Source organism: Mucilaginibacter sp. GW821-FHT07H05 (assembly GCF_059418485.1).
Genome location: NZ_JBWKPY010000002.1, coordinates 443,810 through 457,645, shown reverse-complemented (window position 1 = coordinate 457,645; position 13,836 = coordinate 443,810). Strand labels below are relative to the sequence as shown.

General features: G+C 45.4%; 13 protein-coding genes. 7 read left to right on the top strand and 6 right to left on the bottom strand.

Annotated features, from left to right (window positions below; all coding sequences use genetic code 11):
* Positions 1-55: 55 nt before the first annotated feature.
* The 3 genes from AC07M6_RS06075 to AC07M6_RS06065 form a co-directional block, all read right to left on the bottom strand.
* Positions 56-1,336, bottom strand: a complete 1,281-nt coding sequence (locus AC07M6_RS06075; RefSeq protein WP_494888054.1) for a replication-associated recombination protein A — start codon at positions 1,334-1,336, stop codon at positions 56-58.
* Between the two features lie 115 nt (positions 1,337-1,451).
* Positions 1,452-1,754 carry a type II toxin-antitoxin system RelE/ParE family toxin gene (locus AC07M6_RS06070; protein ID WP_494888052.1) on the bottom strand — a complete coding sequence of 101 codons (303 nt, stop codon included), beginning with the start codon at positions 1,752-1,754 and terminating at the stop codon, positions 1,452-1,454.
* Positions 1,739-1,972, bottom strand: a complete 234-nt coding sequence (locus AC07M6_RS06065; RefSeq protein ID WP_494888051.1) for a hypothetical protein — start codon at positions 1,970-1,972, stop codon at positions 1,739-1,741. Before AC07M6_RS06065 ends, AC07M6_RS06070 begins: the two co-directional genes overlap by 16 nt.
* 54 nt (positions 1,973-2,026) lie before the next feature.
* On the opposite strand from AC07M6_RS06065, the gene AC07M6_RS06060 reads away from it, so the two are divergent.
* The 5 genes from AC07M6_RS06060 (at position 2,027) to AC07M6_RS06040 (ending at position 8,731) form a co-directional block, all read left to right on the top strand.
* Positions 2,027-2,653, top strand: coding sequence for a DNA-3-methyladenine glycosylase family protein (locus tag AC07M6_RS06060; protein WP_494888050.1), 627 nt, complete (start codon positions 2,027-2,029; stop codon positions 2,651-2,653).
* Between the two features lie 91 nt (positions 2,654-2,744).
* Positions 2,745-3,350, top strand: a complete 606-nt coding sequence (locus tag AC07M6_RS06055; RefSeq protein ID WP_494888049.1) for a hypothetical protein — start codon at positions 2,745-2,747, stop codon at positions 3,348-3,350.
* A 208-nt stretch (positions 3,351-3,558) separates the two neighbouring features.
* Positions 3,559-5,721 (top strand): carboxy terminal-processing peptidase, encoded by a 2,163-nt coding sequence (locus AC07M6_RS06050; RefSeq protein WP_494888048.1) that lies wholly within the window; start codon positions 3,559-3,561, stop codon positions 5,719-5,721.
* A gap of 326 nt (positions 5,722-6,047) precedes the next feature.
* Complete coding sequence (locus AC07M6_RS06045; protein ID WP_494888046.1) at positions 6,048-7,472, top strand: glycogen synthase; 1,425 nt, start codon at positions 6,048-6,050, stop codon at positions 7,470-7,472.
* Complete coding sequence (locus AC07M6_RS06040) at positions 7,469-8,731, top strand: glucose-1-phosphate adenylyltransferase (protein ID WP_494888044.1); 1,263 nt, start codon at positions 7,469-7,471, stop codon at positions 8,729-8,731. The genes AC07M6_RS06045 and AC07M6_RS06040 overlap by 4 nt, the downstream gene beginning before the upstream one ends.
* 209 nt (positions 8,732-8,940) lie before the next feature.
* Here AC07M6_RS06040 and AC07M6_RS06035 read toward each other — a convergent pair whose 3' ends face one another.
* The 3 genes from AC07M6_RS06035 to AC07M6_RS06025 all read right to left on the bottom strand — a co-directional run bounded on the left by AC07M6_RS06035 (position 8,941) and on the right by AC07M6_RS06025 (position 11,431).
* A complete protein-coding gene (locus AC07M6_RS06035) occupies positions 8,941-9,615 on the bottom strand; it encodes a metal-dependent hydrolase (RefSeq protein WP_494888042.1) in 675 nt (224 codons plus the stop codon).
* A 128-nt stretch (positions 9,616-9,743) separates the two neighbouring features.
* The gene (locus AC07M6_RS06030) at positions 9,744-10,049 is read right to left on the bottom strand and encodes a YbaB/EbfC family nucleoid-associated protein (protein WP_494888041.1); all 306 of its coding nucleotides are present in this window, start codon (positions 10,047-10,049) and stop codon (positions 9,744-9,746) included.
* Positions 10,050-10,090: 41 nt separating this feature from the next.
* Complete coding sequence (locus AC07M6_RS06025) at positions 10,091-11,431, bottom strand: serine hydrolase domain-containing protein (protein WP_494888040.1); 1,341 nt, start codon at positions 11,429-11,431, stop codon at positions 10,091-10,093.
* Between the two features lie 115 nt (positions 11,432-11,546).
* Between AC07M6_RS06025 and AC07M6_RS06020 the strand changes: the two genes are divergently transcribed.
* Both AC07M6_RS06020 and AC07M6_RS06015 read left to right on the top strand, forming a co-directional pair.
* Positions 11,547-12,593, top strand: a complete 1,047-nt coding sequence (locus AC07M6_RS06020; protein ID WP_494888039.1) for a tetratricopeptide repeat protein — start codon at positions 11,547-11,549, stop codon at positions 12,591-12,593.
* Positions 12,594-12,746: 153 nt separating this feature from the next.
* Positions 12,747-13,757, top strand: a complete 1,011-nt coding sequence (locus tag AC07M6_RS06015) for a tetratricopeptide repeat protein (protein ID WP_494888037.1) — start codon at positions 12,747-12,749, stop codon at positions 13,755-13,757.
* The last annotated feature ends 79 nt before the right edge of the window (positions 13,758-13,836 follow it).

The following is a 13,836-nucleotide window of genomic DNA, read 5'->3' as shown; positions in this document are numbered from 1 at the left end:
TGGCTGAATGATTTATTTGCAAAGCAAATGGTTATTCAGCCATTTGCTTTATGCTTTAATATTTATACCTGTTACCCCATAGTTTTTTCAGTTTCTCCCTGGTTTCATTCTCCTTGGGGTTATTCCCCGGCTGGTAGATCTGTGTGCCTTTTATAGCATCGGGCAAAAAATCAAGATCGGTAAAGTTGCCTTCAAAGTTATGGGCGTATTTGTAATCCTTACCGTAACCAATATTCTTCATCAATTTAGTAGGCGCATTGCGCAGGTGCAGGGGTACAGGCAGGTCGCCGGTTTGTTTAACCAGGGAAATAGCCGCGCCAATGGCCGTGGTCGCCGCATTGCTTTTGGGTGACGTAGCCAGATAAATAGCCGTTTGCGACATGATCAGCTGCGACTCGGGCATGCCGATCACCTGCACGGCGTTAAAGCAGCTTTGCGCCAGTAGTAAGGCATTAGGGTTAGCATTGCCAATATCCTCGGCCGCTAAAATCAGCATACGGCGGGAAATAAACAGCGGGTCTTCGCCACCCACTATCATCCGCGCCAGCCAATAAACGGCACCGTTAGGGTCGCTGCCCCGCATAGATTTAATAAAGGCCGAGATGATATCATAATGCTGTTCGCCCGTTTTATCGTACAGCGCCATGTTTTGCTGCACATGGTCTAATACCATTTGGTTGGTAATGGTGATAGTTTTACTATCGAAAGCGTTTACAATCAACTCAAAAATATTCAGCAGCTTGCGGGCATCGCCGCCCGACAGACGCAATAAAGCTTCATGTTCCTTAATACTGATCTTTTTTCGCTTCAGCACCTCGTCCTCTTTCATGGCCTTATCCAGCAGGTTCAGCAGGTCGTCTTCCTCCAACGATTGCAAAATGTATACCTGGCAACGCGACAGCAAAGCAGAGATGACCTCGAACGACGGGTTTTCGGTGGTAGCGCCAATCAGCGTAACAATGCCGCGTTCTACAGCACCCAGCAGGGAATCCTGCTGCGATTTGGAAAAGCGGTGGATCTCATCTATAAACAATATCGGCAATATCTTGCCCTGTTCTTTTAGCTGGGATGCTTTTTCTATCACCTCGCGCACATCCTTTACCCCGGAGTTAATGGCGCTGAGCGAAAAAAATGGGCGGTAGAGCGATTGCGATATAATATAAGCCAGGGTAGTTTTCCCCACCCCCGGCGGCCCCCAAAATATCATGGATGGCAGCGCGCCCGATTCAATTGCTTTACGCAAAACCGCGCCCGGGCCAACCAGGTGTTTTTGGCCAACATAATCGTCCAGCGTTGCAGGCCGCATGCGTTCGGCTAAAGGGGGCAGGTTATTCATAAAAGTAAAATTGAAAAAAGAAAACGCTAATTCCTAAAAAAGTTAGTATTTTACTTTGATTTAGAACTAACAGCCTGGCCTAATCTATTGTTTTGGGCTATATACTACCTAAAAATCATATTTTATTCTTTTTAGGATTTTGCCTGTTATCAATAAAGGCGATTAGTACAATAACATCACTTTTGGGCTTTATTCTGTAAACTAATGAAACTTGCTTAATGATTACGCCAACATGTGTATGTTTTAAACGGGTGGACTTGCGAAACATTAATGGATGAGTTTCCAATAATTTCAGATATTCATTTACCCGGGTTGTAAAGTTAAATATCTCTTTGTCAGTCCAGTGCTCTTCTAAATATGCTATCCTATAACCAAATGTTTCAACAGCTTTTTTAGTCCAGACTATTTTAGCCCCCATTTTTCAAATAGTTTTACAGCTTCGCTATGGGGTATCGTTTCACTGCGGTCGGCCTGGGCTAAACCTTCCATTACATCTCTTTGCTGCTCATCGCTTAATTCATCAAACCAGTCGGATTTTCTGTTAAACAAAATGGCTTTTACATCCATAATCAATCCCTCATCATTGGTATTAATGATGGTCTGCAAAAGGTTCAATTTTTCTGCCTGAATATCCATGCTGTTGATTTTTATGCTAAAATAATTATTTATTTTGTGAAATAGTTAATAATCATGTTCAACCAGTTCAACACATCTAATTTCCATCCCATTTGCGATGAACTGGCCATCCGGGATACCCACCTCAGCCAAATCATCCAAACTTATGGCTATCCGCCCATGTGGAGCAGGCCTAATAGTTTCGAATCGCTGGTACACATCATTTTGGAGCAGCAGGTATCGCTGGCTTCGGCTTTATCAGCGCTGAATAAACTAAAGGGGCACGTACAGGAAATTACCCCGGCACGGGTACTATTGCTAACCGACGAGGAACTAAAGGCCTGCTATTTTAGTCGCCAAAAAACGGCTTATGTACGATACCTGGCCGAAGCCTTATTAAGCGGACAAATTAACCTGCAAGCTTTTGAGCAAATGCCCGATGATGAGATACGCGCCCAATTGGTGGCCCTGAAAGGCATTGGCAACTGGACGGTAGATGTTTACCTGATGTTTGTTTTGCAGCATGCCGATATATTCCCCGTTGGCGACCTTGCCGCGGTGAATGCCTTTAAACGCGTAAAAGCTTTAGAACCCAAAACCACGCGCGAACAATTGGTGGAAATGGCCACTGAATGGCAACCCTACCGCACCATAGCTACCATGCTGCTGTGGCATTACTATTTATCGGTGCCGCGTAAGTAACAATTTACCGTAAGATGTTGTAATTCACACCTGTTTCGCTTTATCTTTGTGCCCGGTTTAATTTGCTTAAATTTAAGGAGCATAAAAAAGCATGAGGATAATCTTACTCTTTTTATTTTGCAGCATCAGCTTATCGGCATCGGCACAATGGTGGCGGCTTAAAAAACAGCCTGAACGCCCGCCTATGCTGGAGGGTGCAATATCGCAGATGCCCAAAAACTATATGGGTACTGTAATTACTCAGCATCCGCGTATAACTGCAATTACTTTATCCCGCAGTAATTTTAGCCTGGAAGCGGCGGCCGAATCGGTCATGAAAACGGCCCAGCATAATATGCGTTTTAGGATATATGATGTGGCCAGCCACAACTTTAGCGAACTGGCCCAACTGTATGCGCAGCAAAACCGGTTCTCGGAAGCCAAATGGTATTTTTTACAAAGCACTTTTTTATCGCGCCAGCAAAATAACAATAAGCTTACTATAGCTAACTTATGTAAACTGGCCATGGTAAAATCAGAGATAGGTGGTTTTTTACTGGCACAGCAAGATTTAAGAGAAGCCCGTGACATTGCTGCCTCCCATGGCTGGCTAACCGAACTGATGGACATAGAGAAGCAGCTCAGCTATATTCAGCATAACCGTTTTGCATCCCTGCGCAGCGATTTGCGTTATGCCGAAGTGGCTGTGGTTGATTGAGGCTTAACATTAGGCGGCATTCTGATTAAATCTTCCCAGTGTAAAATACTTGGGGCATTTTGTAAATAATAAAACATATTTTGTAATATTGTTATTCAATGAAGAGACGGCGGTAATGTGCTGTCTCTTTTTATTTACATTAGCGCAAACAATAAAGGCACAACTATTGATGTTTAATATTAACCCCGATTTAAAGACTACAAAAGATATGTTTAAGAAATTATATATAGTACTCATTCTCGGTTCGGCTTTAGCTTGTAAAGCTGCACCATCAAAGCCAGTAAGAGTTGGCCCCAACGATATCCAGCCTGATGAGCAGCAAAGTGTTGTTTGCAAAACCGTTACCGCGCTGATATCAGGTTATAATTACAAAAAGGTGCCCATTAACGATTCGATATCCGCACTGATCTTTAATAAGTACATTAAGCGTTTAGACGAGAACCATAACTACCTGCTGGCAGCAGATATTAAGGATTTTGAAAAATATAAAACCGTATTGGATGACGATTTGAAGGACGGCAACCTGAACGATGCTTTTTATATTTTTAACGTTTACCAAAAACGGTATAATGAGCGTGTAAAATATTCGCTGGCACAGATAGATAAAAATTACGATTTCAGTAAGAACGAAACCTTCACCTACGATCGGGAAGATATGCCCTGGGCTGCATCGCCTGCCGAGATAGATGAGGTATGGAGCAAACGTGTGAAGTACGATCTGCTTAACCTTAAACTGGCCAGTCCTGATATGGCTGCCAATAAAATAAAGCTGAAAAAACGCTACGAAGACTTATTGACGAACTCTAATAAGCTCAACAACCAGGATGTGTTCCAGATTTTTATGGACGCGTTTACCGAGGTGATAGACCCGCATACCAATTATTTTAACCCGTCTAATGCGGCTAATTTCAATATTGATATGTCGCGTTCGCTGGAAGGCATTGGCGCTACATTGGGTGTCGAGAATGAATATGTGACCATTAAAACCATCGTTCCCGGCGGCCCGGCTGATAAAAGCAAACAGCTTGAAGTAAACGATCGCATTGTAGCTGTGGCACAAGGTAAGGATGGTGAGTTTTCGGATGTGATTGGCTGGCGTATTGAAAATGCTATCGCGTTGATACGCGGCAGTAAAGGCACTATTGTGCGTTTAAAAATACTGCCTAAAGGCAAAGCCGCCGGCGATAAACCTAAGGTATTGGAGCTGGTGCGCGAAAAGATCATCCTGAAAGACCAATCGGCCCAAAAGGAGATTCGTACGTATAACAATAATGGTAAAATTGTAAAAATAGGCATCATATCGGTACCGGCATTTTATATCGATTTTAACGAATATAAAGCGGGCAACCCTAATTATAAAAGTACCACCCGCGATGTAAAGCTGATACTGGATACCCTTAAAAAGGCCGGTGTTGATGGTGTAGTGATGGACCTGCGCCAAAACGGCGGCGGATCTTTAATGGAAGCTATTGAGCTAACCGGCTTATTTATTAAATCGGGCCCGGTTGTGCAGGTACGTGATGCCCGCGATAAAATTGACGTGAACGAAGATGAGGATACCACCATATCATGGAGTGGCCCGATGGGCGTATTGGTCGATCGTTTCAGCGCTTCGGCATCCGAGATCTTTGCCGGCGCTATACAGGATTACGGCCGCGGCCTGATCCTGGGTTCGCAAACTTATGGCAAAGGTACCGTGCAAAACGCTATCGATCTGGATAAGGTGATTAACCCGTCCATAAAAAACATGCTGGCCGGATTGGTTAAAAAAGGCACAACGGTAAAAGGTACCGGCAGCCAAAGCACTTTTGGACAGCTGAACTTAACCGTAGCCAAATTTTATCGCATTAGCGGTAGTTCTACCCAGCATAAAGGTGTAACCCCCGATATTAAATTCCCTTCGGTTATCCCGATGGATAAATATGGTGAAGATACCGAACCATCGGCCCTGCCTTTTGATATGATCAACAAAAGTGAATATACCAAAGCGGGCGATTTTGCAACCATACTGCCACAGTTAACCAAACTGCATGATCAGCGCGCGGCTGCAAACCCTAACTACAAATACTTGCAGGAAGATCTCGACGAGTATAAAAAACGCGATGCCGAAAAAAGCACCACGCTTAACGAGGCTGCCTTAAAACAACAGCGTGAAGCCGACGATCAAAAAACTTTTGAGCGTAATAACTTAAAACGTTTAGCCGCAGGTTTGCCTGCCTTAAAGAAAGGCGAAACTGCAAAGGCTGCTGATAGAGCCATGCCAAGCGCTAAAAACAAAACCGACCTTGATTTTATGAAAGTAGAAGCCGGCCAGATCTTAACTGACTATATCACTTTCGAGAATAAGTATACCGGTGTGGTACGCCCATAATCAGGCCACAAAATATATAAGGAAGAAGGGGCTGTTTCACATAGGAACAGCCCCTTCTTTTTGTTTAGTTACCACGTGGCGCAAGCGCATTCCTGCAGATAAAAATGTAGTTCTTACAGTTTTTGCGCATAATCTAAATTTAAATTACAAACGCACAAAAAAAGCCTGTTGCCGGTCAATCCCTTTTCATGCCATTCTTATAAAATCTTGCTGCAAACCATTCTATATTGTTACAATTATTAACCCTGTATTTTCAAAACCATAATAATACTAATACGTTTTTGTTTTAGTATTCTTTGCTTAAATTGAGCCAATAAAACCTGTTAATGAAAATTTATCACCTTGCTGCCGAGTGCTACCCGATTGCTAAAATTGGGGGACTGGCAGATGTTGTTGGCGCGCTGCCCAAATACCAGGTAAAAGCTGGTTTGGATGCTGCTGTGGCCCTGCCTTTTTATAACCGTAAGTTTGTGCACGAGAACAAGTTCGACGTGATTTTTCGTGCGTCTACCCTGTTTGCAGGCGAGCGAATGGAATTTGAAATATGGAAAGAAACAACCAACAAGCTGGGTTTTGAACTGTACCTGATCCGTATCCCCGGCTTATTGGACCGCGAGAACATTTACAGCTATCCCGACGAGAACGAGCAGTTTATAGCCTATCAGCTGGCTTTTTTAGATTGGATCAACTGGTCGCAGCAATCACCTGATATCATCCACTGTCATGATCATCATTCGGGCCTGGTGCCGTTTTTGCTGCAGCATTCGGCCATATACAGTCGCCTGGCTAATACGCCAACGGTATTTACCATCCACAATGGCCAATATCACGGCGCCTTTAGCTGGACCAAAATAAAATATCTGCCCGAGGTGGATATGACCTATGCGGGCCTGTTGGATTGGGGCGGGGGCATCAATCCACTAGCCTCGGCCGTGCGGTGCTGCTCGGCCTACACCACCGTATCGCCCAGCTATATGGACGAATTGAGCTGGCAATCTAACGGATTAGAACATTTGTTTCAGGCTGAGCGCCATCGCGGTGTAGGTATTGTGAACGGGATCGATTCGCAGGTTTGGGATCCGGCTACCGATACGATGATCGCGGCTAATTACTCGGCCAAGGCCTTTAAAAAGGGAAAGAACGAAAATAAAAAGGCACTGTGCAAGCGCTTTAATCTGGATGCAAACCTGCCGCTCATCTCTTTCATCGGCCGTTTGGTGGATGATAAAGGCGCCGACCTGCTGGCCATGGCCATAGATCGTGCGATTAACGAACATCCGGGGCTGGTTAACTTCCTGGTGCTGGGCACGGGCGACCCGGATACCGAACAATCCTTAATAGAGCTGGAACCGCAACAGCCTAACCATTACCGTACTTATATTGGCTATGACGAGGAACTGTCGCACCTCATTTATGCCGGGTCCGACTTTTTGCTGATGCCATCGCGGGTTGAGCCCTGTGGACTGAACCAATTATATGCCCTGCGCTACGGCACCGTGCCTATGGTGCACCGCACCGGCGGCCTGCGCGATACGGTAATTGATTTTGGCGATGAAGGCGGCTACGGCATTTGCTTTGAACAAACTAATGTGGATGATATTTGTCATTCGGTTAGCCGCGCCATTGTGCTTTATCAGGATAAAGGCCACCTCGACCTGCTGCGTACCCGGATGATGGGCCTCGATTTCTCGTGGGACCGCTCGGCCAAACAATACATTGAACTATACGAACGCTTAATAAACACCATATGACATCTAAAGTAATCAGCATTGTACTTGGCGGCGGCCAGGGATCGCGCTTGTCGCCTTTAACGGCAACACGTTCAAAACCCGCTGTTCCTATTGCCGGTAAATACCGGCTGGTTGATATTCCCATATCCAATTGCCTGCACTCGGGCATATCGCGGATATTTGTATTAACGCAGTTCAATTCGGCATCGCTTAATAAGCACATTAAAAACACCTATCACTTTAGCAGTTTCAGCACCGCTTTTGTGGATATACTGGCGGCCGAGCAAACCCCTACCAGCGGCGGCTGGTTCCAGGGCACGGCCGATGCGGTGAGGCAAAGCCTGCACCATCTTTCGGTACATGAATTTGATTATGTTTTGATCCTATCCGGCGACCAGCTTTACCAGATGGATTTTGATGAGATGATCAAAGCCCACGTTGCCGCCAAGGCTGATATCTCTATTGCCAGTATCCCTGTGCATGTGAATGATGTGCCGGGCTTTGGCATCTTAAAAACTGATGCTGATGGTACTATTACCGAGTTTATTGAAAAGCCAAAAAGCGGTTTCGAAAACTGGGTATCGGAAGTAAGTGACGAAATGAAAGCCGAGGGCCGCATTTACCTGGCATCAATGGGTATCTATATTTTTAACCGTAAAACGCTTTACGATTTGCTGCAGGGTAACGACCGTACCGATTTTGGTAAGGAGATTATCCCGCAATCTATCAAAACCCACAAGGTGATCAGTTACCAGTATGAGGGGTACTGGACTGATATTGGTACTATCCCATCGTTTTTTGATGCCAACCTTGGCTTAACTGATGAGATACCTGCCTTTAACCTGTTTGGTAACCGGCCTATTTATACCCGTGCGCGGATGTTGCCGCCATCAAAGGTATCAGGTACGCATTTAGAGCGGGCTATTATATCCGAAGGTTGTATCATTAATGCCAGCCATATTATCCACTCGCTGGTGGGTATCCGTACCCGTATTGGTTTTGATACCACGATAGATAGCTGCTATATTATGGGCAGCGATAATTATCAAACGCTGGAGCAAATAGCCGAAGCGCGTGCTAACGGCACCCCATTAATGGGTATTGGCGACCGCTGCAAAATAAAGAACGCCATTATTGATAAAAACTGCTACGTAGGTAATGATGTAATTATTAACTGCGGGGAAAAGCTTCCGGATGGGGATTACCCAACGCATGCCGTGCAGGATGGGATAGTAGTGCTTAAAAAACGCGCTGTAATACCTGACGGGACAGTGATATAATTGACAATTATTTGGTTTTACATTACAACCGGAATAATTGCTAAACAGGAAAGCCACGCTATAACGTGGCTTTCCTGTTTAAATAAGTATTGTCATTGCGAGCGATAGCGTGGCAATCCCAGAGGACATATAATGAGGACAGGCAAAAAAGACCTGCCTATGGGATTGCCACGTCGCTACGCTCCTCGCAATGACAAGTTAGTATTCGGTTACAATTCCAAACTCTCGCCAATAGCAGGTAATTTCAAATTTATCCCCGCGCTAATAAATTTACTCATGGCCTCTTCTTTATCAATTTTTATAACCGGGAAGGTATCGTAATGTACACCGATCACATTTTTGCACTCAAAAAAACCGGTTGATTTAATCGCGTCATCAATACCCATGGTATAGTTATCGCCGATAGGCAGAATAGCCCAGTCCAGCTTTTCATCAGCCAGTAGCTTCATATCATAAGTTAGGGCGGTATCCCCGGCAAAATAGACCTTTTTACCTTCGGCATAAATTACAAAGCCAGCCGGGTTGCCACCAGCCGCGCCATCAGGCATGGTGCTGGAGTGTATGGCGTTCACCATTTTCACCCGCCCGAAATCAAAGTTAAAGCCGCCGCCGATATTCATACCGTGCGCCTCGATATCTTGCTTACCCAGCCAGTTGGCTATCTCGGCAATGCAGATCACTTTGGCACCGCTTTGCTTTTGTATCGGTATCAGATCAGCCACATGATCGCCATGCCCGTGCGATAGCAGGATGTAATGGGGCATAAGGGTAGTGATATCTATATCCTTAGCTAAAGAGTTATAACTGATAAATGGATCGAACAGCAATTTTTTGCCACCGGTTTCAATTTCAAAACAAGATTGGCCGTAATAGGTGAATTTCATGGTGTGATGTATTTAATATTATTTGTCATTGCGAGCGATAGCGCGGCAATCCCAGAGGACAAGCAACGTGGATCTGCCTATGGGATTGCCACGTCGCTACGCTCCTCGCAATGACAACTATGTATTTATTACTGCCCAAACAAGCCGCCCATGCCGCCAAACATATCTTTGGTCATAGCAGCCATTTCGCTTTGGCTTACATTGTCGGCTTGCTCCATGGCTTTGTTAATGGCCACAACCAGCAACTCTTCAATTTCTTCCTTGTCGGCTTCCTTGTAAAACTCCCCGTCAATAGTTACCGATTGTACCGCCTTGTTGGCGTTAGCCGTTACGGTGATCTTACCACCCTCGGCTGTGCCGGTTACCGTTATCGCATCCAGCCTTTTCTTTACTTCGCCAGCCTTTTGCTGGGCCTCAAATAGTTTGTCGAACATAGTAATTTCTCGTTTATTTAAACAGAACAGTTTTAATGGGATCAGTGTTTACGGCCTTTTTTTGTTTTAGCTGTACTTTTCTTTACCGCTGTTTGTTTCTTTACCACTTTTTTCTTTTTTGCTTCTTTCACCGGTGCTTTTTTCTTTTCAATAGTCGTCGGGGCGGATGCTTGTTCGTCCTCTTCCTCGCCGCCACGGCCATAAGCGCCCAAGCGCACTACGGGCATACCGGTCATTTTATAAAGTTCATCCAGGTGCAGCAGGCTGCCGTTTGTCATGTTGTCCAGCAGTACAATCACGATATCTCTTTTCATATCGCGCAGAAAGTTATGGCGAAAGCCGTGCCACCAGCCGGTGTGGTAAACCACCTGCTCGCCGGGGGCTTCAAATAAATGCCAGCCATAGCCATAGCCAAAATGCCCGTTCTTTAACGGAACCCGGTTTTTATAAGCCGAATCCTGGGTCGCCTGTTTAATCAATAACCCGGCGCGCAGTGCGCGGTCAAATATAAAAAGGTCGCCTACGGTGCTGTAAATGCCTTTGTCACCAACAGGACCATCCAAATAGTTTTGGGCTACAGAATACTTCCAGCTATTGCGGTCGTGCCCCAGCACTTTGGTGGGTATTTTGTCATAAGTAGCCTTTGAGTATACGTTGGTATGGTGCATCCCAGCCGGCTTAAATATGTTTTGCGTCATGTACTGGGCATAAGGCATATTGGTCACCTTTTCTATAATAGAGCCCAGCACCATAAAATTGGAATTGTTGTAGCGATAGCTTTTATCCGGTACATTGTAACGTGCCGGCTTGTACTGCTCCAGCAGGGCCATCATTTGTTGGTTTGTAACGCCTTTTTTCTGATCGCGGTGTTCCTTGCGGAAAACATCATCGATAGCATATACATAATTGGGCAGGCCCGATCGGTGGGTTAGCAGCATCCGGATGGTAACCCCATGGTAAGGAAAGTTAGGGTAAAAGCGCTGCACCGAGTCGTCAAGTTTCAGCTTGCCGCGTTCTACCAGTTGCAGCGTAGCGGTGGCCGTCATGGTTTTGCTGATGGATGCCAGCTCAAACTGCGAATCGAGTGTCAGGCTATCCTGGTGTGGGTAATTAGCCCAGCCAAAAGCGTTTTGGTAAATGATCTTCCCTTTTTTTGCTACCAGCACATTGCCGTTAAAGTTGGCCACCTTATGCAGGTGCTGCATAAATTCATCTATCTTTTTATCACCGGTCTTAGGGTCGTACTTTAAAAATTCGGCTGTGTTAAAAGGTTTAGTGTTAACGGTTTCGCCCGTGGTTTTATCTGAAGGCCCCGAAGAGCAGGAAGACATTAAGAAAATAGAACAAAGAACAGACAGGGCATTTTTATACACTAAACTCATAGAGAAATTTTGCTCGGTAAACGAAGGGTGAAAATTAAAAATTAACGCCCGTAATACGACAATGTTTTAAATAAATTTTTCTTTTAGTTAATGCTATTTAATTAGCTTTAGCTGTATGAAAACCTTATACAAATTATTTGCAGTCAGTCTGATTTCTTTTGTGCTGACTAACAGCGCCTTTGCCCAAACCCCATCTCAATTACTGGTTAGGGAAGGGATCCAACTACACGATAAGGGCAAATATGCCGAAGCAATTGACAAATACCAGCAAGCCGTTAAGGCCGACCCAGCCAATATGCAGGCCGAGTTTGAAATGGCATATTCGCTGTTTTCATCGGGCAAAGGCGCGGATGCTATACACCACCTGGAAAAAGTATTGAAAAGCAGCGACCAGGCGCTATCTGCCGGCGCGTACGATTTGCTGGGAAGTATTTATGATGATAGCAAACAGCCCGAAAAAGCCATAGACCTATACAAACAAGGCATAAAAGCCAACCCTAAATACCAGCGCCTGTATTACAACCTGGGCTTGGCCCTGCTGCGCCAGCAAAAATATGCAGAGGCAGAAGCCTATGCCGTTGACGCGCTAAAGCTTGATCCCCGGCACGGCAGCAGCCACCGCCTGTATGCGGTTGCCTGTATGGGGCAAAACAAAGGCGTTTGCGCTATAATGGCCTATTGCAACTTTTTGATGGTGGAGCCGCAAACCCAGCGATCGATAGAAGCTTACCAGCAAATACAGCAGATCATCCAATCGAAAGTGAAGGTTACCGATAGCAAAAACATTAACCTGTTTGTGCAGGATCAAAAAGGTGGCGACCCGGATATGGGCGCGGCAGAAATGGGTTTATCTTTAGCGGCGGCATCGGCAACTTTAGAGAAAAACAAGGGCAAAACCCTGCCGGCTATATTTGAAGATCAGATTAAAACCATTTTTGGCATCACCGGCGAGCTTTCGGCTAAAAGGAAAGATAAGGGCTTCTTTTGGAAATTTTATGCCGATTACTTTTATAAGCTGTCGCAATCAACCAATATGCCGGTATTTGCGCGCCTGGTAAGCCTGACCGGCAACCAGCAGGAAAATATGCAATGGCTTAAAGACCATCCCGATGAGCTGAAAGCGCTGGATACCTGGGTAAAATCAACCGAAAGAAGTTTTTAATCGCGCTGATATTTTTAACCACAGAGCGCACGGAGGTTTTGCACAGAGGACACAGAGCCTTTATAGATATAACTATCTTTGATAAAAACAGCTCTGTGTACTCTGTGTTTCTTTCTTTGTGCCCTCTGTGGTTAAATTAAACTATTATCCCCAATGAGACTATTTACACTATTATTCATTTTAATTATATTCACTCATTACTCCTTCGCCCAAACCGGCGATGTTAAAACACTGGTACGCGAAGGTATCGAACTGAACAATCAAAAAAACTACGCTGCCGCGATAGAGAAATACAAGACCGCCCTGGCTATCGATCCGGATTATGCGCCGGGCAATTACCAGATGGCTTTTGCCCTTACATCAATGGGCAAAGGCCTGGAGGGTATCCCTTATTTACAGAAAGTATTTAAATCGGCTACCGCATCAGCAAACCTGATAGGTGGTGCGTATGATCTGGCAGGAAGCATTTACGACCAGGCCCGCCAGCCACTGAAGGCGATAGCTAATTACCAGGAAGGCATTAAGGCCAATCCGACGTATCAGCCGCTGAAATATAATTTAGGCTTGGCTTACTTCCGCAACAAGCAATATGCCGATGCGGAAAGTGCCGCGGAAGACGCTATCAAAGCCGACCCCAAACATGCCGGCAGTATGCGTTTATACGCGCTGGTTACCTTCCATCAAAATAAAAGGACAGCCGCATTGTTGGGCTTTTGCAGCTTTTTAATACTGGAACCCAACACGGCCCGCAGCGCCGAGGCTTTTGGCAACATCCAGCATATACTGCAAGGCGGTGTGCTTAAGCCCGAGCCGGGTCAAAAAACAACACCGCAATTGATAGCGTTGGCTAATGCCCAAAACAAGATCATAACTAAAGCCATTGCACCATTCGCCACCAGGCGGTACGCCTCTGCAGGCGATTTATTGAGCGCGCAGTTAGGCGCCATCTTTACAGCCTTAGCCGGTACACCGCATGATAAAGATTACTTTTGGTATGATCTGGCCGATTACTTCGGCAAACTGGCGCAATCGCCCAACATGCCGGCCTTCGCCCGGATGATCAGCAGCAGTAAACCCGAAAGCGCTAAATGGACAAAGGATAATGCACAGGCTATGGCGGATTTGGATGTTTGGTTGAAGGGTAATACTATTACGTTTCAATAATAGCCAACTATTATAACCTTTTTGTCATTGCGAGGAGCAGCCAGGGATGTGCGTGGGGGCGACGTGGCAATCTCGTAGC

What these genes read in the sequence shown, in the direction of transcription:
- AC07M6_RS06035 (WP_494888042.1), bottom strand. Translation starts at nt 9,615, where the DNA reads ATGAAATTCACCTATTACGGCCAATCTTGTTTTGAAATTGAAACCGGT.
- AC07M6_RS06055 (WP_494888049.1), top strand. Translation starts at nt 2,745, where the DNA reads ATGAGGATAATCTTACTCTTTTTATTTTGCAGCATCAGCTTATCGGCA.
- AC07M6_RS06075 (WP_494888054.1), bottom strand. Translation starts at nt 1,336, where the DNA reads ATGAATAACCTGCCCCCTTTAGCCGAACGCATGCGGCCTGCAACGCTG.
- AC07M6_RS06060 (WP_494888050.1), top strand. Translation starts at nt 2,027, where the DNA reads ATGTTCAACCAGTTCAACACATCTAATTTCCATCCCATTTGCGATGAA.
- AC07M6_RS06025 (WP_494888040.1), bottom strand. Translation starts at nt 11,431, where the DNA reads ATGAGTTTAGTGTATAAAAATGCCCTGTCTGTTCTTTGTTCTATTTTC.
- AC07M6_RS06070 (WP_494888052.1), bottom strand. Translation starts at nt 1,754, where the DNA reads ATGGGGGCTAAAATAGTCTGGACTAAAAAAGCTGTTGAAACATTTGGT.
- AC07M6_RS06040 (WP_494888044.1), top strand. Translation starts at nt 7,469, where the DNA reads ATGACATCTAAAGTAATCAGCATTGTACTTGGCGGCGGCCAGGGATCG.
- AC07M6_RS06045 (WP_494888046.1), top strand. Translation starts at nt 6,048, where the DNA reads ATGAAAATTTATCACCTTGCTGCCGAGTGCTACCCGATTGCTAAAATT.
- AC07M6_RS06065 (WP_494888051.1), bottom strand. Translation starts at nt 1,972, where the DNA reads ATGGATATTCAGGCAGAAAAATTGAACCTTTTGCAGACCATCATTAAT.
- AC07M6_RS06015 (WP_494888037.1), top strand. Translation starts at nt 12,747, where the DNA reads ATGAGACTATTTACACTATTATTCATTTTAATTATATTCACTCATTAC.
- AC07M6_RS06050 (WP_494888048.1), top strand. Translation starts at nt 3,559, where the DNA reads ATGTTTAAGAAATTATATATAGTACTCATTCTCGGTTCGGCTTTAGCT.
- AC07M6_RS06030 (WP_494888041.1), bottom strand. Translation starts at nt 10,049, where the DNA reads ATGTTCGACAAACTATTTGAGGCCCAGCAAAAGGCTGGCGAAGTAAAG.
- AC07M6_RS06020 (WP_494888039.1), top strand. Translation starts at nt 11,547, where the DNA reads ATGAAAACCTTATACAAATTATTTGCAGTCAGTCTGATTTCTTTTGTG.